Origin of the sequence: Neorhizobium tunisiense, assembly GCF_039631515.1 — a bacterium.
Classification (GTDB): Bacteria; Pseudomonadota; Alphaproteobacteria; order Rhizobiales; family Rhizobiaceae; genus Neorhizobium.
Map to the genome: position 1 here is coordinate 382094 of NZ_JBDIUU010000003.1, position 21004 is coordinate 403097.

Annotated in this window: 20 protein-coding genes and 2 tRNA genes; 7 read left to right on the plus strand and 15 right to left on the minus strand. The window is 62.8% G+C overall.

Annotated elements, in window-relative coordinates; all coding sequences use genetic code 11:
* Nucleotides 1-68: 68 nt before the first annotated feature.
* The 7 genes from ABCW43_RS15950 to ABCW43_RS15980 form a co-directional block, all read right to left on the minus strand.
* Nucleotides 69-950 (minus strand): 3-hydroxybutyryl-CoA dehydrogenase, encoded by an 882-nt coding sequence (locus ABCW43_RS15950; RefSeq protein WP_345926114.1) that lies wholly within the window; start codon nucleotides 948-950, stop codon nucleotides 69-71.
* Nucleotides 951-1096: 146 nt separating this feature from the next.
* Nucleotides 1097-2026, minus strand: a complete 930-nt coding sequence (locus ABCW43_RS15955) for an electron transfer flavoprotein subunit alpha/FixB family protein (RefSeq protein WP_345926116.1) — start codon at nucleotides 2024-2026, stop codon at nucleotides 1097-1099.
* Between the two features lie 19 nt (nucleotides 2027-2045).
* Nucleotides 2046-2792, minus strand: a complete 747-nt coding sequence (locus tag ABCW43_RS15960) for an electron transfer flavoprotein subunit beta/FixA family protein (RefSeq protein ID WP_345926118.1) — start codon at nucleotides 2790-2792, stop codon at nucleotides 2046-2048.
* Between the two features lie 139 nt (nucleotides 2793-2931).
* Entirely contained in the window at nucleotides 2932-3678 is a 747-nt protein-coding gene (locus ABCW43_RS15965; RefSeq protein WP_345926120.1) for a rhomboid family intramembrane serine protease, read from the minus strand.
* 23 nt (nucleotides 3679-3701) lie between these two features.
* A complete protein-coding gene (locus ABCW43_RS15970) occupies nucleotides 3702-4274 on the minus strand; it encodes a cob(I)yrinic acid a,c-diamide adenosyltransferase (protein WP_345926122.1) in 573 nt (190 codons plus the stop codon).
* A 15-nt stretch (nucleotides 4275-4289) separates the two neighbouring features.
* Nucleotides 4290-4493 carry a twin transmembrane helix small protein gene (locus ABCW43_RS15975; RefSeq protein ID WP_345926124.1) on the minus strand — a complete coding sequence of 68 codons (204 nt, stop codon included), beginning with the start codon at nucleotides 4491-4493 and terminating at the stop codon, nucleotides 4290-4292.
* A gap of 16 nt (nucleotides 4494-4509) precedes the next feature.
* A complete protein-coding gene (locus tag ABCW43_RS15980; RefSeq protein ID WP_345926126.1) occupies nucleotides 4510-5343 on the minus strand; it encodes an SDR family oxidoreductase in 834 nt (277 codons plus the stop codon).
* Between the two features lie 70 nt (nucleotides 5344-5413).
* On the opposite strand from ABCW43_RS15980, the gene ABCW43_RS15985 reads away from it, so the two are divergent.
* Nucleotides 5414-6388 carry a YihY/virulence factor BrkB family protein gene (locus ABCW43_RS15985; protein WP_345926128.1) on the plus strand — a complete coding sequence of 325 codons (975 nt, stop codon included), beginning with the start codon at nucleotides 5414-5416 and terminating at the stop codon, nucleotides 6386-6388.
* Here ABCW43_RS15985 and gluQRS read toward each other — a convergent pair.
* The gene (gene gluQRS, locus ABCW43_RS15990) at nucleotides 6317-7213 is read right to left on the minus strand and encodes a tRNA glutamyl-Q(34) synthetase GluQRS (protein WP_345926130.1); all 897 of its coding nucleotides are present in this window, start codon (nucleotides 7211-7213) and stop codon (nucleotides 6317-6319) included. The genes ABCW43_RS15985 and gluQRS overlap by 72 nt on opposite strands.
* On the opposite strand from gluQRS, the gene ABCW43_RS15995 reads away from it, so the two are divergent.
* Together ABCW43_RS15995 and ABCW43_RS16000 are read left to right on the plus strand one after the other, a co-directional pair.
* Nucleotides 7197-7889, plus strand: coding sequence for a DNA-3-methyladenine glycosylase family protein (locus ABCW43_RS15995; protein ID WP_345926132.1), 693 nt, complete (start codon nucleotides 7197-7199; stop codon nucleotides 7887-7889). The genes gluQRS and ABCW43_RS15995 overlap by 17 nt on opposite strands.
* Before the next feature lie 101 nt (nucleotides 7890-7990).
* Nucleotides 7991-8548, plus strand: coding sequence for an HNH endonuclease (locus tag ABCW43_RS16000; protein ID WP_007767848.1), 558 nt, complete (start codon nucleotides 7991-7993; stop codon nucleotides 8546-8548).
* Between the two features lie 44 nt (nucleotides 8549-8592).
* Here ABCW43_RS16000 and ABCW43_RS16005 read toward each other — a convergent pair whose 3' ends face one another.
* Nucleotides 8593-9108: a disulfide bond formation protein B gene (locus ABCW43_RS16005; RefSeq protein ID WP_345926137.1), complete on the minus strand. Its 516-nt coding sequence runs from the start codon at nucleotides 9106-9108 to the stop codon at nucleotides 8593-8595.
* A gap of 262 nt (nucleotides 9109-9370) precedes the next feature.
* Between ABCW43_RS16005 and ABCW43_RS16010 the strand changes: the two genes are divergently transcribed.
* Nucleotides 9371-9447, plus strand: a tRNA-Arg gene (locus ABCW43_RS16010).
* Nucleotides 9448-9552: 105 nt separating this feature from the next.
* Here ABCW43_RS16010 and ABCW43_RS16015 read toward each other — a convergent pair.
* A tRNA-Leu gene (locus ABCW43_RS16015) sits at nucleotides 9553-9637 on the minus strand.
* A gap of 230 nt (nucleotides 9638-9867) precedes the next feature.
* Here ABCW43_RS16015 and ABCW43_RS16020 point away from each other — a divergent pair.
* Nucleotides 9868-11502, plus strand: coding sequence for an AMP-binding protein (locus ABCW43_RS16020; protein ID WP_345926139.1), 1635 nt, complete (start codon nucleotides 9868-9870; stop codon nucleotides 11500-11502).
* Here ABCW43_RS16020 and ABCW43_RS16025 read toward each other — a convergent pair whose 3' ends face one another.
* The 4 genes from ABCW43_RS16025 to ABCW43_RS16040 form a co-directional block, all read right to left on the minus strand.
* Complete coding sequence (locus ABCW43_RS16025) at nucleotides 11503-12723, minus strand: GNAT family N-acetyltransferase (RefSeq protein WP_345926253.1); 1221 nt, start codon at nucleotides 12721-12723, stop codon at nucleotides 11503-11505.
* 59 nt (nucleotides 12724-12782) lie between these two features.
* Nucleotides 12783-14195, minus strand: coding sequence for a lipopolysaccharide biosynthesis protein (locus ABCW43_RS16030; protein WP_345926141.1), 1413 nt, complete (start codon nucleotides 14193-14195; stop codon nucleotides 12783-12785).
* A gap of 111 nt (nucleotides 14196-14306) precedes the next feature.
* Nucleotides 14307-15767: an MFS transporter gene (locus ABCW43_RS16035; protein WP_345926143.1), complete on the minus strand. Its 1461-nt coding sequence runs from the start codon at nucleotides 15765-15767 to the stop codon at nucleotides 14307-14309.
* Nucleotides 15764-16006, minus strand: coding sequence for a DUF2798 domain-containing protein (locus tag ABCW43_RS16040; RefSeq protein WP_345926144.1), 243 nt, complete (start codon nucleotides 16004-16006; stop codon nucleotides 15764-15766). Before ABCW43_RS16040 ends, ABCW43_RS16035 begins: the two co-directional genes overlap by 4 nt.
* A gap of 128 nt (nucleotides 16007-16134) precedes the next feature.
* Between ABCW43_RS16040 and ABCW43_RS16045 the strand changes: the two genes are divergently transcribed.
* Nucleotides 16135-17040 (plus strand): LysR family transcriptional regulator, encoded by a 906-nt coding sequence (locus ABCW43_RS16045; protein WP_345926146.1) that lies wholly within the window; start codon nucleotides 16135-16137, stop codon nucleotides 17038-17040.
* A 77-nt stretch (nucleotides 17041-17117) separates the two neighbouring features.
* On the opposite strand, the gene secA is transcribed toward ABCW43_RS16045, so the two are convergent.
* Nucleotides 17118-19829: a preprotein translocase subunit SecA gene (gene secA, locus ABCW43_RS16050; protein ID WP_345926148.1), complete on the minus strand. Its 2712-nt coding sequence runs from the start codon at nucleotides 19827-19829 to the stop codon at nucleotides 17118-17120.
* Nucleotides 19830-20083: 254 nt separating this feature from the next.
* On the opposite strand from secA, the gene ABCW43_RS16055 reads away from it, so the two are divergent.
* Nucleotides 20084-20956 carry a peptidylprolyl isomerase gene (locus tag ABCW43_RS16055; RefSeq protein WP_046633857.1) on the plus strand — a complete coding sequence of 291 codons (873 nt, stop codon included), beginning with the start codon at nucleotides 20084-20086 and terminating at the stop codon, nucleotides 20954-20956.
* Nucleotides 20957-21004 lie beyond the last annotated feature (48 nt).

Below are 21004 nucleotides of genomic sequence, written 5' to 3' on the forward strand. Positions count from 1 at the left end.
CTCACTCCCTCAATATAGTTCGGAATAGCATATCTGGCAAGGCAAGGGTTGCAAAGGTCGGTGCCAGCCTACCGCGTCGGTACCGGCACTTCGCCGCGATAATCATAGAACCCGCGGCCGGCCTTGCGGCCGAGCCAGCCGGCTTCGACATATTTCACCAGGAGCGGGCAGGGGCGGTATTTGCTGTCAGCCAAACCGTCGTGCAGGACCTGCATGATCGACAGGCAGGTGTCGAGGCCGATGAAGTCTGCGAGCTGCAGGGGGCCCATCGGATGGTTGGCGCCGAGCTTCATGGCGGTGTCGATCGCCTCGACCGAGCCGACGCCTTCATAAAGCGTGTAGATAGCCTCGTTGATCATCGGCAGCAGGATGCGGTTGACGATGAAGGCCGGGAAATCCTCGGCGACAGTCGCGGTCTTTTCGAGTGCGGTGACATAATCCTTGGCGGCCCGGAAGGTCGGCTCGTCGGTGGCGATGCCGCGCACCAGTTCGACGAGCTTCATGACCGGAACCGGGTTCATGAAATGTATACCCATGAAGCGCTCTGGCCGATCGGTGGCGGAGGCGAGGCGGGTAATGGAGAGCGACGAGGTATTGGTGGCGAGCAGGGCTTCGGGCTTCAGGACCGGACAGACCTGCGAATAGATCTTGCGCTTGACGCTTTCGTCTTCGGTCGCGGCCTCGATCACCATGTCCATCGGCGCGAGGTCGTTGAGGTCGGAAGAGCCGGAGATCAGCGAAAGGGCTGCCTTGCGCTCGTCATCGCCGAGTTTGCCGTGGGAGACCTGGCGGGCGAGATTGCCATTGATGGTTGCGAGCGCTGCTTCGATCCGGTCCTTGGACACGTCGTACATCTGCACCTTGTAACCGGCGAGAGCCGAAACATGTGCAATGCCGCAGCCCATCTGGCCTGCTCCGATGACGCCGATGCTTTTGATGACCAGACCCATGGTTTCGCTCCCTGGGCGTTTACGCTCTCTCCAGCGTACGCCGATTTTATAAAAATGCCGGACTGCGTGTATGCAGTCCGGCAGATTGTTATTCCGCTACTGGTCGTTTTGCCAGCATTTTTCGCGCTTGCGAAATGGGCAAGGCTTCACAACGCCTTTTCGAGCTTCGGGAGGATTTCGAAGAGGTCGCCGACGATGCCGTAATCGGCGACCTGGAAGATCGGCGCTTCCTCGTCCTTGTTGATGGCGACGATAACCTTGGAGTCCTTCATGCCGGCGAGGTGCTGGATGGCGCCCGAGATGCCGACCGCAATGTAGAGCGCCGGCGCGACCACCTTGCCGGTCTGGCCGACCTGCCAGTCGTTCGGGGCGTAGCCTGCGTCGACTGCAGCGCGCGATGCGCCGACGGCAGCGCCGAGCTTGTCGGCGACCGGAAGGATGACTTCCTGGAACTTTTCCGACGAACCGAGCGCGCGACCGCCGGAGATGATGATCTTGGCTGACGTCAGTTCCGGGCGTTCCGACGAGGAGAGCGCATCCGAAACGAAGCTCGATACGCCCGGGTTCGCCGCAGCCGAGATCGTCTCGACCGGGGCGGACCCGCCGTCACCGGCTGCCTGGAAGGAGGCGGTGCGCACGGTGATGATCTTCTTGGCGTCGGTCGACTGAACGGTCTGGATGGCGTTGCCGGCATAGATCGGCCGCTTGAACGTATCCGCCGAGATGACCTCGATGATTTCCGAGACCTGCATGACGTCGAGCAGCGCCGCGACGCGCGGCATGACATTCTTCGCCGATGCGGTCGCGGCGGCGATGATCGTGTCGTAGGAACCGGCCAGCGAGACGATCAGGGCCGCAAGCGGTTCGGCGAGGTTGTTGGCATGGTCGGCACTGTCGGCAAGCAGCACCTTGGAGACGCCGGCAAGCTTTGCAGCGGCATCGGCAGCAGCCTTGGCACCGGAGCCCGCGACCAGCACATGCACGTCGCTGCCAATTTGTGTGGCTGCGGTCAGCGCCTTGGCGGTCTGGTCGTTGAGGCTCGCGTTGTCGTGTTCTGCCAGAAGAAGAATGGCCATGATGATGTTCTCCCTTTCCTTACAGAACGCCGGCGGTCTTCAAGGCGCCGACCAGTTCCTCGACCGTCTTCACCTTGATGCCCGCCTTGCGGCCGCCCGGCTCTTCCGTCTTCAGCACCTTCAGGCGCGGGCTCACATCGACGCCGAAATCGGCAGGCGTCTTCTTGTCGAGCGGCTTTTTCTTCGCCTTCATGATGTTCGGCAGCGAGGCGTAACGCGGCTCGTTCAGCCGCAGGTCGGTGGTGACGACGGCCGGAAGCTTGACTTCGATCGTCTGCAGGCCGCCATCGACTTCGCGGGTTACCTTGGCGGAACCGTCGGCGAGCTCGATCTTCGAGGCGAAGGTCGCCTGGGCGGACCCGAGGAGCGCTGCCAGCATCTGGCCGGTCTGGTTCGAGTCGTCATCGATCGCCTGCTTGCCGACGATGATCAGGCCGGGTTGTTCGGCATCGACGATGCCCTTCAGGATCTTGGCGACGGCCAACGGCTCGACCACGTCGTCGGTCTCGACCAGGATCGCACGGTCGGCGCCCATGGCGAGCGCGGTGCGCAGTGTCTCTTCGGCCTTGGCCGGGCCGATCGACACGACCACCACTTCTTCAGCCTTGCCGGCTTCCTTCAGCCGCAAAGCCTCCTCGACGGAGATTTCGTCGAAGGGGTTCATCGACATCTTCACATTGGCAAGCTCGACACCCGTGCCGTCCGGCTTCACCCGGATCTTCACGTTGTAATCGACCACTCGCTTGACTGGCACCAGGATCTTCATGGGGTCCTTCCTTGACTATCTCCAGCCGCAAATTGCGACATTTGCTGCTTCCTCATTTGTCAGTTGGCGACATGGATACGCATTTTTCGCGCGATTACAACGCGGATTTGCCGCTAAGCATTGCCGTTTTCTCATAGTTCTATTCGGTGGCCGCAGCGATCCGCGGAACGTCCGGCTTAAGCTCGACGGCCTTCGGGGTCACGATGTTGCGGTCGAACAGGGGCACGCCCTTGCGGCGCATGAACAGCACGAGGATGGCGCCTGCGATGATGCCGCCGACATGTGCGCCCCAGGAGACCATGCCGTCGAGATCGAGCGCCAGCATGGCGAACTGCTGGACGATCCAGAGCGCCAGCGGAATGAAGGCCGGCAGGGGCAGCGGAATTCGGAAGAGCACCAGCACCCAGACGCGCACGCGCGGATGCAAAAGGAAATAGGCCGCAACGACGCCGGAGATCGCCCCGGATGCGCCGATCAGCGGACCTTCCGAACTCGATGCCACGAGACCATGGAGAGCGGCGCCCGCCGCCGCGCAGAGGAGATAGAAGGCGAGGAACTTCACATGCCCCAGGGCATCCTCGACATTGTCGCCGAATACCCAGAGGAACAGCATGTTCGAGGCGAGGTGCCAGAAATCCATGTGCAGAAAGGCATAGGTGACGAAAGTCAGGTCGTCCGGCACGATCACCAGCGACGGGTCGAGGGTCGCATAGTTGAAGATCACCGCCGGGATGAAACCAAGCCCGAGCGAGGCGTGTTCGGCCACTTCAGGTGCTGAGAAATTGGTGAACAGCCATACCAGCACGTTGATGGCGATGATGCTGATCGTCACATATTGGACGCGGATATATTTGAGTTCGACAGCGTCGTGCAGCGGAATGAACATGCTGTGGCTCCTCCGCCGTGCGGTTACCGGTTCTTGCCCGGAACCCAGAGTATATCAGCTTTGCCGCCGTCATTGGCGAAACGTGCCGCCACGAACAGGAAATCGGAAAGCCGGTTGATATATTTCAGCGCCGCGGCACCGACGGTCTCGCGCCGCGATAGCTCGACCATCAGCCGCTCGGCGCGGCGCGACACAGTGCGGGCGAGGTGGAGATAGGCGGCGGCAGCCGAGCCGCCCGGTAGAACGAAGGATGTCAGCGGGTCGAGATGGGCGTTGAGCGCATCGATCTCCGTTTCCAGCCGTGTCGCCTGCGCCTCGATGATGCGAAGCGGCTCGTAACTGAGCTTTTCGCCGGTATCGGGCGTGGCAAGATCGGCGCCGAGATCGAAAAGGTCGTTCTGGATGCGGAACAGCATGGCGTCGAGCTCGGTCAAACCGGCGGTATGCAGGCGGGCGAGCCCGAGCGTCGAATTGGTCTCGTCGACCGTGCCGTAGGCTTCGACGCGCAGGTCGTACTTGTCGCGGCGCGGGCCCGAGACCAGCGCCGTGGTGCCGTTATCGCCGGTGCGCGTGTAGATCTTGTTGAGCTTTACCATCCGCCATCATCAGAATCAGGTCGGGCGACCGCCGCCCGTAATCCAGAGAGTGAGCATGATGAGGACGATTGCAATCGCCTGCAAGAGAATACGCAATTGCATCAGCTTGTTGGATTTGTTGGCGTCGGTGCCTTTCATCATGTTGAACAGCCCGCGGATGAGGACGATCACGACGAGGCCCATGATGATCAGGGCCAGCACTGTTGTGAAAGTGGACATTGTCGATTGCTGCCTTTCAATCCAGCCGGCGCATCAATTTATAAAAGAGCGCGGCCGGGAGTATTCTTTTCAGGAAAGCGCCCTGCTTGGCGGGCGTGGTTACGAGATAATGCGGCTTCGGACGAGCCGCGGTCAAGGCATGTGTCAACACGTCATAGACTGCTTCGGGGCCAAGTTTATGGCGGCTGACCTGGCCTCGCCCGTCGAGGCGCTTGATCTGCCGCTCGTACTGTTTGGCATGCACCGAACCTTCAAGATCGACATTCTCCCGGATCTTGGCAAGCGCGTTGGCGGTGAAGCGCGACGTGATCGGTCCGGGCTCGATGAGGCTCACGCCAATGCCGCTGCCTTCGAGCTCCATGCGCATGGTGATCGTCAGGCCCTCGAGCGCATATTTCGAGGCGGTGTAGGCGCCGCGGTAACGATAGGGCAGGAGGCCTAATATCGACGAACAGTTGACGATGCGGCCCTGGCCTTTTGCACGCATCACCGGGATCACCCGCCGGGTCAGCTCATGCCAGCCGAAGAAGTTGGTCTCGAACTGTTCGCGCAGCACATCCGTGCTCAAATCCTCCACCGCCCCCGCCTGGCCGTAGGCGCCGTTGTTGAACAGCGCGTCGAGGCGTCCGCCAGTGCGCGCCAGCACTGTTTCCACCAGGGCTGCGATCGTGTCGGTCCTGGTATAGTCCATCAAAAGGGCCTCGATGCCGTCCGCTTCGAGGGTCGCGAGATCGGCCGCCTTGCGCACCGTCGCGAACACCCGCCAGCCGTCCGCCTTCAGGGCCCGGGCGCAATGGGCGCCGATGCCGGAGGAACAGCCGGTAACGATGATCGTTCTATTTTCGGCCATTGAGTAAGGTTCCCTGTACAATCGGAGGAGTTCCTCCCATATTTCCCGCCACGTCACAACGGAGTTGCAATTGTCCGAAGAAAACCGCCCCGTCCGGTGGTATCGCCTCGCCTTCAAGGTACTTTGGGACGCCTATTGGCACTTCTCGGATGACGATGGCTGGGCAATGGCAAGCCATGTGGCGCTATCCGGCCTGCTGGCGCTGTTTCCGTTCCTGATCTTCGGCACGGCGCTCGCCAGCTTTCTGGGAGCCGGCGGCTTTTCTGAAACCGCGGTGCATCTGCTCTTCGACACGTGGCCGGCCAATATCGCCGCACCGATCGCCTCGGAAATCCGGCAGGTGCTGGAAATCCCGCGCGGCGGGCTGTTGACGATCTCGGTTCTGGCGGCTGCCTATTTCGCCTCCAACGGCGTCGAGGCGCTGAGGATTTCCCTCAACCGCGCCTATCGCGTGTCGGAAACACGGCCGTGGTACGTGACCCGTCTCGCCAGCCTCGGTTATGTGATCGTCGCCGTCGTCATCTTCGCGGTGATCAGCATCGTGCTGGTTGCCGTTCCGGTGGCGCTGAAGTTCGCCGAAACGCGCTTTCCCTGGCTGATCGGCGACCTGACGCGGGCCGCCAACTGGGGTCTCTATGGCACGGCCCTGCTGTTGATGCTCGGGCTGCTGTTTTCGCATAAATGGCTGCCGGCCGGGCGTCGGCGGATCATCGACGTCCTGCCGGGCGTGACGCTGACGATCGTCATCTGGACTGCCTTTGGGCTCGGTTTCGCCTCCTACCTCTCGACCTTCGCCAACTATGCGGCGACCTATGCGGGACTGGCGTCGATCATGATCGTGCTGGTCTTCCTCTACATGATCAGCGTGATCTTCATTCTCGGCGCCGAGCTTAACGCCGCCCTGATGAAATACCGGATCTACTCGGTCTTCAGCCGGTTCCGGCGGGAGCGTCGCCAACGCGGCGAAGCGCTGTCAAAGGCCAACGAGGCGACGGATGTCACCGATCGAGAGACCCTGGTCGCGAAGCGCCGCGAGCCCGGTTGAGCCCTCGCTTTTCGACAGTTTCCTGCCGTCTTTCCCCATGATCAGCCGGTGGTGGTGATAGACCGGCGGCGTTAGCCCCAGCAGTTCCTGCAGAAGCCGGTGCACGGCCGTCGCCTCGAAAAGGTCGAGCCCCCGCACCACATGGGTGATCCCCTGCGCCGCGTCGTCCAATGTCACCGACAGATGGTAGCTCGACGGCGCATCCGAGCGGGAGAGGATCACATCGCCCCAGACCGACGGTTCGGCGCGGATCTCGCCGCGCTCGCCATCGCCGGTCTCGCTCCAGTTCAGCGGCGCCGCGATGAGGCCAAGCGCTTTTTGCATGTCGAGGCGAAAAGCATGCCGGACGCCATTCGCGATCAGCTTCCGCCGCTCCGTCTCGCCGCGATGCCTGTCGTCGTCCGGATAAAGCGGCGAGCCGTCGGGATCACGCGGCCAATTCTTTCCATCCGCCTCGAAGGCCGCGACCCTGGCCTTCACCTCGCCGCGGGTCAGAAATGCCGGGTAGACCAGGCCCATCTCGGTCAACCGACCGAGGCCCGCATGATAGGCGTCGAAATGTTCGGACTGGCGCCGCACCGGTTCTTCCCATTCAAGCCCCAGCCAGGCGAGATCGCGATAGATCGCCTGCTCGAACCGCGGCGTGCAGCGCGTCAGGTCGATATCCTCGATGCGCAACAGGAAACGGCCGCCATTTGCAGCCGCCATGTCGTGGTTGAGCAGCGCCGAAAGGGCGTGGCCGAGATGCAGAAACCCGTTCGGGCTTGGCGCGAAACGATAGACCGGTTTATCTGGAGGCGAGGCGGACATGGTTTCTTCTGCCATGCTTTTTGAAAGACGGCCATGGGAGAGGCGACAGGTGGGGATCATCCGCGATCATTCCGACATCCAGGCGGGGCTCGACGCATTGGTCGAACTCGACCCGCGGCTTGCGGCGATCGTCGAAGCCTCGGGGCCGGTGCCGCTCAGGCTGAACGAGCCGGGCTTTTCAGGCCTTGCCTCGATCATCGTCTCGCAGATGGTATCGCGGGCGAGCGCCGAGGCGATCTGGAGGAGAATCACGGCGGTGGGTCCGGTCACCGCCGCCAGTTATCGGGCGCTGGACCCCGCGACCATCGCCACGTTCGGCCTCTCGCGGGCAAAGGCGGCGACGCTTCTGCATTTGTCCACAGCAATTTCGGAAGGGCATTTCGATCTCGCCTCCGTCGGCGCACTCGAAACAGCCGAAGCGATCCGACGGATGGTGGCGCTTCCCGGCATCGGCCCCTGGACGGCGGAAGTCTACCTGATGTTCTGCTGCGGCCATGCCGATATCTTCCCGACCGGCGACGTGGCGCTGCAGGCCGCAGTCGCACATGCATTCGGCCTCGAAGCGCGGCCGTCGGCCAAAGATCTGGCGACGATGGCGAGAGACTGGAGCCCGTGGCGTTCCGTCGCGGCCCGGCTTTTCTGGGCCTATTACGCGGCGAAAATGCGTCGCGATGTCACACCTCTGGCCTGAAGCTGCACCTGAGTATCCCACTGCATTTATTGGGCTTCACAATCCTGTAACAACGGACCTAATATAGAAAGTACAGATGCCGAATCGGGTAGGAGCGTCACTTGACGATTGCAGTCTCCCCGCAGGCCCTGCCGGCGCTCGTTCTGAACGCCGACTACCGGCCGCTGAGTTATTATCCCTTGTCGCTTTGGTCCTGGCAGGACGCGATCAAGGCGGTTTTCCTCGACCGTGTGAACATCATCGCGGAATACGATCACTCGGTCTGCTCGCCGAGTTTCTCGATGAAGCTGCCGAGCGTCGTCAGCCTCAAGACCTACGTCCAGCCGACCCGCAACCCGGCGTTCACCCGGTTCAACGTCTTCCTGCGCGACCGGTTCGAGTGCCAGTATTGCGGCGAACACGACGACCTGACCTTCGACCACGTCATCCCGCGTGCCCATGGCGGCGAGACCACCTGGGAAAATGTGGTGGCCGCCTGCTCGCCCTGTAATCTCAGGAAAGGCAGCAAGCTGCCGAAACAGGCCGCCATGTTCCCGCACCAGAAGCCCTATCAGCCGACGGTGCAGGACCTGCACAATAACGGCCGGCTGTTCCCGCCGAACTATCTGCACGAAAGCTGGATGGACTATCTCTACTGGGATACGGAACTGCAGCCGTAAGGCAGAGCGGAGCGAGCCTGAGATCGACTATGACAAAGGCCGCCTCATGCGGCCTTTTTTGCGCCGACGAATGCGATGGCGGCCAGGATGACGCTGGCGATCACGTTCCAGCCGGCAAACGAGAGGCCGAGCACCCGAAGGGCGGCCTCCGTGCAGGACGGGCCGTGCACGGTGTTGAGGTCCGAAAGCAGGCTGCCGGCATTGGTGGTGACGCCCGCGCCGCCGCCGCAGCTTGCCGGACCTTCCCAGAAGGCCCATTCGACGCCGGAGTGATAAACGCCCATGCCTGCGCCGACCAGCATCATCACGCCGATGACGACGAGCAGGGCGCGGGTGACCCAGGCGGGCAGGCCGACAGCCGCAACGACGATCGCCAGAATGCCGACCGGAATGCCGTAATAATATGGGTTGCGCTGCAGCAGGCAGAGCGCGCAGGGGATGTAGCCGCCGATATATTGGAAGGCCAGCGCCCCGCCGACCGTCGCCGCCATGCCGAGGGTCAGGACAACGGCATAGCCGATGCCGGCGCGGGAACGGGGTGTGGAAGCTGTCAGCGCCATGCGCTTCTCCTGATATGCATTTCGACCGGCCGGGACGCCATGGCCTCACTTAGAGCAGAAGCGCCGGCTCGGTAAGACAAATTATCTTGAACTCGGCGCCTTATCGCCCTCGAGGCCGGAAGCCGCGACGATGCGGCCGCAACGAAAACAGGCTGCCGCCATCGGATGATTTGTGCCCATCGCAAATTGGCGATTGATGCGGGCTACGTCCTGAGCTAAGAACCACCATCGGACGGAGGCGAGTCATCGTCTCACAAGGTTAGCACCCGTAGCTCAGCTGGATAGAGTGTTGGATTCCGATTCCAAAGGTCACAGGTTCGAATCCTGTCGGGTGCGCCATTTTTCCCGTATTTGATGCCGAGTTCATTCGCGACCTCAATCGGGTGTCCCTTGCGCGGCGCCTGCGCCGGAAACCCGCAAACATATCAAAGCTTCTAGGAGAAATGGTGCCCCGTGCCGGAATCGAACCAGCACTCCTCTCGGAACCTGATTTTGAGTCAGGCGCGTCTACCAATTCCGCCAACGGGGCACTTGGGTAGCGGTATGCGCTCTATCACGGCGTCGCACCGGCATGCAAGGGTGAAGTGAGGCCGCAATCCGGCAGCCTGACGTTCAAGAGATTGTCCCGGAACAAGGCTGCCGGATGTGGGTTTTCCCCTTTCCTTACCGGCTTCGCCACATCAGGTCCCCTCCGATGTCCCCCTTGTATTTTCGGCATCCCGGATGTTAGCTGGTGCAGCAAAAATAGAAGCGCTGCCCATGAAACTGCCTGCCCGCACCTCCTATGAAGACCTTTTTGGCGATTTCGCCTGGGAGATCCCAGAGCGATTCAACATGGGGGAAGTGGTCAGCGATGCCTGGGCGAAAGAATTTCCGGATCGCGTCTGTCTCCAGCATTTCAGCCCGGATGGCGATCATCGGGCGCTGAGCTATGGCGCACTGTCCGGGCGCTCCGCCTCGCTTGCCAACGCCTTCGTGGCGCTCGGTCTGAAACCCGGGGATCGGGTGGCGCTGCTGCTGCCGCAGAGTTTCGAGACGGTGATCGCGCATGTGGCGATCTACAAGATGGGCGGCATCGCCCTGCCGCTGGCGCTCCTGTTCGGGGCCGAGGCGCTCGAATACCGGCTGAAGGCGTCGGGGGCGACGGCGATCGTTACCAGTCCCTTCGGCCTGTCTCGATTGGCCGACCTGCGCGAAAAACTGCCGGACTTGCGGCATGTGATCGTCACGGGCGAGGTGCCCGCCGGCGAAAACCTTCTGGCGCTTGATGCGCTGATTGCCGCGCATCCGCCGCTGTTCGAGGTCGCCGATACCGGGCCGGACGATCCGGCTCTGATGATTTTTACCTCCGGCACGACCGGCCCGCCGAAGGCGGCGCTGCACGGTCATCGGGTGCTGGCCGGCCATATCCCGGGTTTCCAGCTAGCGCATGAATTCGCGCCGCAGGAGGGTGATCGGATCTGGACGCCGTCGGACTGGGCCTGGGCAGGCGGCCTGCTCAACGTGCTGCTGCCGGCCCTGATGCTCGGTATTCCGGTCGTCTCCTCGCCGGCGCAGAAATTCGATGCCGACATGGCTTTCCGCATCATGTCCGAGATGGACGTGCGCAACGCCTTCATTCCGCCGACGGCGCTCCGGCTGCTGAAATCTGTCGAACGGCCGCTCGAAAAATACGATCTCAAGCTCAGGACGATCGCCTCGGCGGGCGAGGCGCTCGGCCGCGAGACCTATGACTGGGCGAAGGCGGCGCTGGGGCTGACGGTCAACGAGTTCTACGGCCAGACCGAGTGCAATTTCGTGCTGTCCTCGGCCGCCAATCTCGGCGTGTCGCGCGGCGGAGCGATCGGTCGGGCGGTGCCTGGTCATCATGTGGCGGTGGTCGATGGCAAGGGGATCGAGCTGCCGGTCGGCAAGATGGGGCAGATCGCCATCCGCCGTCCGGATCCGGTGATGTTCCTCGGCTACTGGAACGACGAAGCCGCGACAGAGGCGAAGTTTATCGGCGACTGGCTGATCACGGGCGATCTCGGCCGGAAGGACCGCGACGGTTATGTGGAATTCATCGGCCGCGATGACGATGTCATCACCTCGTCCGGTTACCGCATCGGCCCGAGCGAGATCGAGGACTGCCTGAGCGGCCATCCGGCGGTGCGGCTGGCGGCCGTGGTCGGCAAGCCGGACCCGATCCGCACCGAGATCGTCAAGGCCTATATCGCGCTGGCACCGGGCTATCTTCCCAGCGATGAGCTTGCCTTCGAGATCCGCGACTGGGTGAAGACGCGGCTGTCGATGCACGAATATCCGCGCGAGGTTGCCTTTGTCGACGACATTCCGCTGACGACCAGCGGCAAGGTCATCCGCCGGCTGCTGCGCGACAAGGCGGCCGCCGAGTAGTTACTCGGAACGGCCGGCGAGCGACAGGATCTTTTCCCGCAGCATGCGGGCCATGTTGCGGGTATTGCGGTAGAGGTGAAGCTGGGTTGCCACCTGGCGCACGTCGCGGTCGCCGTTCTGCCTCAGGCCGATCACCAGCGTGCCCATTTCCTCGCGCTCTTCCCAGAAACGGCTCATGATCGGGTGATCGGGAACCGCGCAACTGTCGGTGCGCATGATGTTGGCGTCTTCGAGATGCCATTCGGTCAGCTTCACCATCAAGAGCTTGCCGGGCGAGAACTGGGAAAAGCCTTCGTCGTAGGCGGTCTTCCACGTATAGGCCTCGCCGGCCATGATGAAGACGATGAGCGAGGCGATCGCGCGTCCGTCGAAATCGATCGTGTGGATGCGGACCGCGTCGACTTCCGCCAGGTTGGTGATCGCTTCGCGGGCGAACGCGGCGCGGTAGCGGTCGTTGATCAGGGCCGAGCGTTTGCGGCCCTTCCAGCCCTTGGCCTCGAGCGCCAGGAATTCCTCCATCCGCAACCGGATCTCTTCCGGCTGGCGGGCGACCGAATAGCTGAGCGAGCCTTTGTTTCCCAGATTGCGCCACAGGCGGCGCATTTCGCGGTAGTGGTGCGACGAGATCGAGTGTTTCAGATAGGCCTCGCCGTCGAGCAGGCTTTCGAGCATTGGCCGCAGATTGGGATCCGTGACGGTGACCGGCAGGTTGCGGCCGATGGCGACCGCCTTGGCGAGCTGCGCGAACGGGCCGTTGAGCCGTATGTCCGGCATGACCAGCACCGAGGGCAGGCGCGCTTCGCGCATGCTCAGCGCTTCGAAAAGATTGTCGATCGTCTCGGCGCTGTCTTCCACATCGACAAGCGGCGTGCCGATCGGTCCGAAGGGATTGGCCCAGGCACGGATGATCGAGGCGCCGACGGAAAAGCCCGGCCTTTCGACGGTGAACGGCATCAGCAGCCGCATTCGGCTGCGCGTGCCGGTCTCGTCGCGGATCAGCGCCAGGCGCACCTGCTTGTCCTCGACCCGCGGCATGGCGGGGGCGAGCAGCCGGGCCGAAAAGAAGATGTTCGGCTCGAGCGCGCGGTTGGAGAGGAATTCGAGCTCCTCCTGCAGGTCGTAACCGAAGGCGGCGGGATAGAGGCAGAGTTCGCGGCCGGGCCGGCCGACCTGGAGACGCGTGTCGGCATCCGGCCGCTCAGTGCGGAAGGCCTGGATCATGCTCGTCCGGCCGCCGCCGCTGCCCTCGAATTCGCTGCTGAACGGGGGTTGCGCCATGGTCACGAAGCCTTTGAAGGAGCAGAGGGCGTCGGATCGGCAAAGGCGAAGAGCACGATGCCGAGCGTGCGGCGGACCGCGATATGCAGAAGGATCGCCTCGATCATCATCGCCGTCGCCGTCGCCATCGCCGCGCCCGTCAGGCCGAAGCGCGGGATCAGCACGACATTGAGGCCGATGCTCGCCGAAAGCGTCACGGCGTAAAGCAGGACGCAGAGCTTCTGGCGACCGGCCATGCTGAGCAGCACCTCGCCGGGGCCGACCATGGATTTGGCGAGGATGCCGCAAAACAGGATCGCCATCAGCCAGTAGCCGGCCGTGAACGCGCTGCCGAACAGCGACAGAAGCAGTTCGCCGGAAGCCAGCGCGGCGAGCCCGACGGCAAGCGAGGGCCAAAAACTCCAGCGCGCGGTCTGTCCGGCAAAGGCGGCCAGCGCCAGCATATCCTCTTCGGCCAAGATGGCGGAAAAACGGGGGCCGGCGGCGGCCTTGATCGAGAAATAGACGAACTGGACGAGCACGATCGTCTTGGCGGCTGCGTAGTAGATGCCGACCTGGTCCGGCGGCAGGTAGAGGCCGACGACGACGACGTCGGCATTGGTCAGCAGGAAGCCGATGCCGTCGACGAGGAAGAGCGGCAGCGAATAGCGGAACCAGGCGCCGATCTCGAACTGCATCGGGCCCGGTCCGTAGAGCCGGCGCAGGCGCAGCGTCAGGCGCAGCAGCTGAAATAGCGTCGTGACATAGGTTGCGGCAAGGGCTGCCTGCATGGCGGTAACGGCCGTGTGGGCAGCGCCGAACCAGAGTGCAACCAGCATGAACGCGAGGATCAGGGTCGGGCGGATCAGGTAGGTCGGGCTGAGCGCCGTCACCGTCCAGCCGTTCGAACGCGCGGTGCCGTCCAGTATGTCGCCGAGCGCGATCATCGGTATGGTGAAGAAGGCTAGCGACACCGGCACGAGGTAATAGGCCTCGACCGTGTGGCCGTAGACATGCAGGAACAGGAAGCCGAGGCCGGCAACCGTACTTGCCGAGATAACCGCCACCAGGCGGACGGCAAGATTGAGCCCGCGCACGGTCGCCACCTCGCCACGCGCCTTGTGCTGGTGCAGGAAGCGGATGACGGAGGTGTGAAAGCCGAGGCAGGAGAGATTGCCGGCAAGCACGACCAGGACCCAGACGAAGGCGAAGATGCCGTATTCGAACTCGCCCATCAGGCGGGCGAGCACGATCTGCGACACGAATGCAATGGCGGCGCTGAAGACCCGGATGACAAAAGCGATCAGGGCACGGCGCTGGGCGCGTGCCGTCTCGTCGTCGTCGGTGAGGATCTTTTCGAGCTTGCGGGTCAGCGGTTCCAGCCGGGTCCTCAGACCAGGCGGAAGCAATCTTTCCGCTGTTTCGATAACCGCCATGATGGGCACGCAATACTCGTAACGACGACGGGAACAATGGCCGAAAGTGTTGCCACAGCAGGGTTAAGAAAGGGTTCGCCCGACCGTCGATGGCTTCGCGAACTGTGAACTTCAAGGCTCCCTGGAAGAGCGGGTCATAAGGTTGCGGACGGCCGGAACAACCTGGTGAACAGCGGCAATGGCAAGTGCGACGGCAATCATCACCACCGCAATCGCGAAGGTGAACGACATGCCGGCGGCCACGGCTTGCGGAGGTGCTGTCGCGACATCGCCCGTTCCCGAGGCCATTGCGAATACGGCACCCATCAGCGAGGCGCCGGTGATGAGGCCGAGATTGCGCGACAGATTGAGCAGGCCGGAAACGACGCCGCGCTGCTGCGCACCGACGTCCACCATGACCGCGGTGTTGTTGGCTGCCTGGAACAGTTGATAACCGGGCGTCAGCACCGCGATGGCAGCGACGTAACCACCAATGCCGAACGTTTCGGGAAGCAGGGTGAGGGCAAGCGAGCCGGCCAGCATTGCGACAAGACCGATAGTGACCGCGGTCGCCGCGCCCAGACGGTCGACGAGCCGGCCGGCCGGCACGCCGCTGAATGTGGAGACAACCGGCCCAATCGACATCACGAACCCGACCAGAGCCGCATCGAGTTCGAGCGAACGCGAAAGATAGAACGGCCCGACCACCAGCGTCGACATCATCACCGCCGAGACAAGCGCGCTGGTTATCAACCCCGTGCTCAAGGCTGGATTGCGCAACATCGATAGTCGGATCAGGGGTGACGCCGCTTTCGCTTCGACAAGGACAAACAGGCCGGCTCCGACGGCAGCCAGCAGCAGCAGGGCGGCGTTGGCTGGACCAGGACTGCCGCGGCCGACCGTCATGGCGAGGGCATAGGCCGCAAGCACCATGGCAAGCAGCAGCGTGCCTGCAATGTCGAAGCCCGGTCTCTGGTCCGGTTTTTCGCGCCGAAGATCGGCAGGCAGGTAACGATAGGCGAGAAGGGCCGCCAGCAGGCCCAGCGGCACGTTGATCAGGAAGATCGTCCGCCAGCCGGCGCCGGCGATCAGAAGGCCACCCAGGGAAGGGCCGAGCGCGGTGCCGATTGCCGACATGGTTCCGAGCAATCCCATGGCGGCGCCGGTACGTGCCTTGGGAAATATGTCAGCGACAAAGGCCATGGTGAGCGCCATCATGGCGGCGGCTCCGAGACCTTGCGCCGCCCGTGCGGCAATCAGGAACCCCAGCGTCGGTGCAATTCCGCAGGCGAGCGAGGCTACCGTGAAAAGGGTGATCCCGGCGAGCAGGAGCCGCCGACGTCCCGAAATGTCGCCAAGCCGCCCGACGCTGACGATCAGGGTGGTGATGGCGAGAAGATAGGCAAGGACCACCCATTGGACCTGCTGGAAGGAAGCGTCGAAGGCCTGCGCCAATGTCGGCAGGCTGACATTGGCGACGCTGGTGCCGAGCGAAGAGAGCAACATCGAGAGCGAAAGGCCGGCGAGCGCCCCACGGAAGGTACTCGTCCGTTCTGCCGATTGCGGAACCGGATCGTGGGCGGCGGAGGTCATCGTTTTTGGCCCTCCGCCGGTCTCGCGAGGTTGCTTACGATCCGCCGCCCAAGCGGCGCGACAACCAGCACGACCGGAAAGGCGATGATCCAGGAGGGGAGCCATGCTCCCATCCAGATCCCGAAGAAGCCGTCGATCAGCCCTGCGCTACGGAGCGTGGAAACGCCGGAGATAAGCAGGGACATCAGGCAGGAAAGAACAAGGCCGAAAATGACGGGTATCAGTCGTACGGGTATCATGGGGAACCTCCAGAAACTGTTGTCCGATGGCTATCCCACGACAAGGAATGGCGGAAGGCGCATCATTTGCATCAATTCAATGCATCTGGCGCCATGTCATATCGAAGTGTCTGTGTTATCCTGCGCGCATGCCCAGACCCGATCTCAACCTGCTTTTCACTCTCGACGTCCTTTTGGCAGAAGGCAGCGTGGCGCGGGCGGCCAAACGGCTGCGACTCAGCCAGTCGGCCATGAGCCGGGCCTTGGCACGATTGCGCGAGACGACGGGCGATCCGTTGCTGGTGAGGGCCGGCCGCGGGCTCGTGCCAACGCCGCGGGCGATCGAGCTGCGCGAGCGGGTCGGCGGCCTCGTGCAGGACGCGGAAGCGGTCTTGCGGCCGGTCGAGATGCTCGATCTCGGTAAGCTCGTCCGAACATTTACGCTGCGCACCAGCGAGGGTTTCGTCGAGAATTTCGGGCCTGGCCTTATCGTCCGTGTCAGCGCTCAAGCGCCCGGCGTGCGGCTGCGTTTCGTCCGCAAGCCGGACAAGGACAGCGCCTCGCTTCGCGACGGAAGCGTCGATCTGGAAACCGGGGTCGTCGACGGGACGATCGGTCCGGAAGTGCGGGCCCAGGCGCTGTTCCGGGACCGTTTCATCGGCGTCGTGCGCAGCGGGCATCCGCTGAGCGAGGGCGAGATATCGGCTCGGCGATATGCGGCGGGCGGTCATATCCTGGTTTCGCGAAGGGGGCTGGAAAAAGGGGCGATCGACGAGAGCCTGGCCGCGTCGGGGTTGGAACGGCGGATCGTGACGATCGTGGACGGTTTTGCCACGGCGCTGGTTCTCGCCCGGTCCTCGGATCTGATCGCCAGCATTCCCGAGCGGCACAGCGGCAACTTGCGTGCCGGAATGTTCAGTTTCTCCCTGCCGGTCGCGGTGCCCGAGATCACTGTGTCATTGCTCTGGCATCCGCGGCTGGATGCCGATCCGGCTCACCGGTGGCTGCGGACATGTGTTCGGGAAGTCTGCGCCGGAGTTCCAGCCGGCGGCTGATCCGTTCCTTCCGGAAGGCGGAAACGAAAACGCCGCCCGGAAGGCGGCGCTCGTATCATCAAGTTTTAGCAGATGCCTCAGGCCTGTTCGAAGGCGCCGTGGCAATGCTTGTATTTCTTGCCGGATCCGCACGGGCAGGCCTCGTTGCGGCCGATCTTGCCCCAGGTGGACTGGTCTTCCGGACGGCGATCCTCCGGAGCGGCGATGAAGTTTTCGCTGTCGAAGCCGGTGATCTGGTTGAGGCCGGTCGTCGGATCGACATGCTGTTCGTCGTAGATCGCCGGCGGCTGCGGCGGTTCCGGGTTCTGCACCAGCTCGACGCGCATCAGCTGGGCGGTGACCGCCTCGCGCAGGTTGGCGAGAAGGGCCTGGAACAGCTCGAAGGCTTCCGCCTTGTATTCCTGCAGCGGGTCACGCTGGGCGTAACCGCGGAAGCCGATGACCGAGCGCAGGTGGTCGAGATTGACGATATGCTCGCGCCACAGGTGGTCGAGCGTCTGGAGCAGCACGGAGCGCTCCACATAGGTCATGATATCGGCGCCGAAACGCTCCTTGCGGTCGGCCGCGGCCTTGTCGGCGGCTTCCGTGATCCGTTCGCGGATATCAGTTTCGCCAATACCCTCCTCCTTGACCCAGTCCTCGATCGGCAGGTCGAGATTGAGAAGGCGGCCGACGTCTTCCCGCAGGCCCGGCGCGTTCCATTGCTCGGCATAGGCGCGTTCCGGAATGTGCTTGGTGACGAGGATTTCGATCACCTCGGCGCGCATTTCCTCGACGACTTCGGAGACGTCAGGCGAATCCATCATCTCGATGCGCTGTTCGAAGATCACCTTGCGCTGGTCGTTGGTGACGTCGTCGTATTTAAGAAGGTTCTTACGGATGTCGAAGTTGCGGGCTTCGACCTTCTTCTGGGCGCGTTCCAGCGCCTTGTTGATCCAGGGATGGACGATCGCTTCGCCTTCCTTGAGGCCGAGCTTCTGCAGCATGCTGTCCATGCGGTCGGAGCCGAAGATGCGCATCAGGTCGTCCTGGAGCGACAGGTAGAACTTCGAACGGCCCGGGTCGCCCTGACGGCCGGAACGGCCGCGAAGCTGGTTGTCGATGCGGCGGCTTTCGTGGCGCTCGGTGGCGATGACGTAGAGGCCGCCGGCGGCAAGCGCCTTTTCCTTGAGCTGCTTCACTTCCTCGCGGCTTGCCGCTTCCTTGGCGTCGCGTTCCGGACCCGGCTCCATGCCTTCGAGCTCGCGCTCGAGGCGCATGTCGATATTGCCGCCGAGCTGGATGTCGGTACCGCGGCCGGCCATGTTGGTGGCGATGGTGACGGCGCCCGGCACGCCGGCTTGCGACACGATATAGGCTTCCTGCTCGTGGTAGCGGGCGTTCAGGACCTGGAAGTTGGTGAACCCGGACTGGCGCAGCATGGTCGCCAGCAGTTCCGACTTCTCGATCGAGGTCGTGCCGACCAGGACCGGCTGGCCGCGTTCATGGGCTTGTTTGATCTCTTCGATGATCGCCTTGAACTTTTCGTCGAAGGTCCGGTAGACCTCGTCGTCCTCGTCGATACGCTGGATCGGCAGGTTGGTCGGCACTTCGACCACTTCGAGCTTGTAGATGTTGCCGAACTCTTCCGCTTCGGTCTGGGCCGTACCGGTCATGCCGGCGAGCTTTCCGTACATGCGGAAATAGTTCTGGAAGGTGATCGAGGAGAGCGTCTGGTTCTCCGGCTGGATCTGCACCTTTTCCTTGGCTTCGAGCGCCTGGTGCTGGCCTTCCGAATACCGGCGGCCGGGCATCATGCGGCCCGTGAATTCGTCGATGATGACGATCTCGTCGTTGCGGACGATATAGTCCTTGTCGCGGGTGAAGAGCTTGTGGGCCTTCAGCGCGTTATTGATGTGGTGGACGATCGCCACGTTCTCGACGTCGTAGAGGGATTCGCCCTTGAGCAGGCCGGCCTGGCGCAGCAGGTTCTCGAGCTTTTCGGTGCCGGCTTCGGAGAAGTTGGCGGAGCGCTGCTTTTCGTCGATCTCGTAGTCTTCCGGCGTCAGCACTGGGATGAAGGCGTCGATCGTGTTGTAGAGTTCCGAACGGTCGTCGAGCGGGCCGGAGATGATCAGCGGCGTACGCGCCTCGTCGACCAGGATCGAGTCCACTTCGTCGACGATCGCGTAATTGTGGCCGCGCTGGACCATCTGGCTGCGCTCGTACTTCATGTTATCGCGCAGATAATCGAAGCCGAGTTCGTTGTTGGTGGCGTAGGTGATGTCGCAGGCGTAGTTGGCTCGGCGCTCTTCGTCGCTGAGGCCATGGACGATCACGCCGGTTGTCAGGCCCAGGAAGCCGTAAAGCTTGCCCATCGTATGGGCGTCGCGCTGGGCGAGGTAATCGTTGACGGTGACCACATGCACGCCCTTCCCGGCGAGCGCGTTGAGGTAGACGGGCAGCGTTGCCACCAGCGTCTTGCCTTCGCCGGTCTTCATCTCGGCGATCGCGCCATCGTGAAGGATCATGCCGCCGGTCAGCTGCACGTCGAACGGGCGCATGCCGAGTACGCGGCGGGAGGCCTCGCGCACGACCGCAAAGGCCGGGATCAGGATGTCGTCGAGCGTCTTGCCCTCGGCGAGCAGTTTCCTGAACTCCACCGTCTGGGCTGCAAGCTGTTCGTCGGAGAGAGCCTTGGTCTTCTCCTCGATTGCATTGATCGCGTCGATAGTCGGCTGGTAGCTGCGCACGCGGCGATCGTTTGCCGAACCGAACAATTTGCGGGCGATGCCGCCAAGGCTGACCATACGAATGGTCCTTTCTGAAATCTGTCCCATGAGGGCGCGGGACCGGTCGAGCCATCGGTTTCTGATGCCGATAAAATGACCCGTCACGCCCGGAAACTCTGCTGGACGCCAAGTTGCGTGACAGATAAGAGGGGGGTCGAATGATGTCAACGGTGGCGGCCGATACAGAATGGCCACAATCCGGTGTTTGTGAAGGTTTTCTGGCCGGAATCAGACGTTCTGAAACCGGCTTCCTTATCGAAAGGTCTTTATCGATGTTGCGCCACAAGTTTCTCATGACGGCCGCGCTGGCCGCCGCGATCCTCTGCCAGGCTCCCGCCTTTGCGGCAGAGGATCCGGTCGTTGCCAAGGTCGGCGACCTGGAAATTCACCAGTCGGAACTGGATATTGCGGTCCAGAACCTCGACCCGCAGCTGGCCCAGCTTCCGGACGACCAGAAGAAGGTCGCAGCCCTTTCCGGCGCGATCGACGTCAAGCTGCTCGCCAAGGGTGCCCTCGCCGAAGGCATCAAGGATACGCCGGACTTCAAGAAGCGGATGGACTATATCGCCGACCGCGAGCTGCATAACGCCTACTTCCGCAAGCATGTGATCGACGCCACCACCCCGGCAGAGGTCAAGGCTCGCTACGACAAGGAAATCGCGTCCCTGCCGAAGCAGGAAGAAGTGCATGCCCGCCACATCCTCGTGAAGACCGAGGACGAGGCCAAGGCGATCATCGCCGATCTCGACAAGGGCAAGGATTTCGCCGCGATAGCCAAGGAAAAGTCCCAGGATTCCAACAAGGATGAAGGCGGCGACCTTGGCTGGTTCGGCCGCGGCCGCATGGTTCCGGAATTCGAAGAAGTCGCTTTCGCCCTGAAGAAGGGCGAGTATAGCAAGACGCCGGTCAAGTCGCAGTTCGGCTATCATGTCATCAAGCTGGAAGACACGCGCGATGCCCCGGCGCCGGCTTTCGACCAGGTCGAGGACCAGGTCAAGCAGCTGGTGATGCGCGACAAGTACGTCGCCCTCATCACCAAGGCGAAGAGCGAGCAGAAGATCGACATCAAGGATGCTGCCCTCAAGAAGGGCTATGAAGACGTCAGCAAGATGCAGGAAGCGGGCGACGCGCCGGTCCAGCAGTAATTCTCGACAACGGGCCCGGATTTTCCGGGCCCTCTCCTTATTTGAGCC

What these genes read in the sequence shown, in the direction of transcription:
- ABCW43_RS15970 (WP_345926122.1), bottom strand. Translation starts at nt 4,274, where the DNA reads ATGGTAAAGCTCAACAAGATCTACACGCGCACCGGCGATAACGGCACC.
- ABCW43_RS16040 (WP_345926144.1), bottom strand. Translation starts at nt 16,006, where the DNA reads ATGATACCCGTACGACTGATACCCGTCATTTTCGGCCTTGTTCTTTCC.
- ABCW43_RS16020 (WP_345926139.1), top strand. Translation starts at nt 9,868, where the DNA reads ATGAAACTGCCTGCCCGCACCTCCTATGAAGACCTTTTTGGCGATTTC.
- ABCW43_RS15975 (WP_345926124.1), bottom strand. Translation starts at nt 4,493, where the DNA reads ATGTCCACTTTCACAACAGTGCTGGCCCTGATCATCATGGGCCTCGTC.
- ABCW43_RS15980 (WP_345926126.1), bottom strand. Translation starts at nt 5,343, where the DNA reads ATGGCCGAAAATAGAACGATCATCGTTACCGGCTGTTCCTCCGGCATC.
- ABCW43_RS15950 (WP_345926114.1), bottom strand. Translation starts at nt 950, where the DNA reads ATGGGTCTGGTCATCAAAAGCATCGGCGTCATCGGAGCAGGCCAGATG.
- ABCW43_RS15995 (WP_345926132.1), top strand. Translation starts at nt 7,197, where the DNA reads ATGGTTTCTTCTGCCATGCTTTTTGAAAGACGGCCATGGGAGAGGCGA.
- ABCW43_RS16035 (WP_345926143.1), bottom strand. Translation starts at nt 15,767, where the DNA reads ATGACCTCCGCCGCCCACGATCCGGTTCCGCAATCGGCAGAACGGACG.
- ABCW43_RS16005 (WP_345926137.1), bottom strand. Translation starts at nt 9,108, where the DNA reads ATGGCGCTGACAGCTTCCACACCCCGTTCCCGCGCCGGCATCGGCTAT.
- gluQRS (WP_345926130.1), bottom strand. Translation starts at nt 7,213, where the DNA reads ATGGCAGAAGAAACCATGTCCGCCTCGCCTCCAGATAAACCGGTCTAT.
- secA (WP_345926148.1), bottom strand. Translation starts at nt 19,829, where the DNA reads ATGGTCAGCCTTGGCGGCATCGCCCGCAAATTGTTCGGTTCGGCAAAC.
- ABCW43_RS15965 (WP_345926120.1), bottom strand. Translation starts at nt 3,678, where the DNA reads ATGTTCATTCCGCTGCACGACGCTGTCGAACTCAAATATATCCGCGTC.
- ABCW43_RS16045 (WP_345926146.1), top strand. Translation starts at nt 16,135, where the DNA reads ATGCCCAGACCCGATCTCAACCTGCTTTTCACTCTCGACGTCCTTTTG.
- ABCW43_RS16055 (WP_046633857.1), top strand. Translation starts at nt 20,084, where the DNA reads ATGTTGCGCCACAAGTTTCTCATGACGGCCGCGCTGGCCGCCGCGATC.
- ABCW43_RS15960 (WP_345926118.1), bottom strand. Translation starts at nt 2,792, where the DNA reads ATGAAGATCCTGGTGCCAGTCAAGCGAGTGGTCGATTACAACGTGAAG.
- ABCW43_RS16025 (WP_345926253.1), bottom strand. Translation starts at nt 12,723, where the DNA reads ATGATCCAGGCCTTCCGCACTGAGCGGCCGGATGCCGACACGCGTCTC.
- ABCW43_RS16030 (WP_345926141.1), bottom strand. Translation starts at nt 14,195, where the DNA reads ATGGCGGTTATCGAAACAGCGGAAAGATTGCTTCCGCCTGGTCTGAGG.
- ABCW43_RS15955 (WP_345926116.1), bottom strand. Translation starts at nt 2,026, where the DNA reads ATGGCCATTCTTCTTCTGGCAGAACACGACAACGCGAGCCTCAACGAC.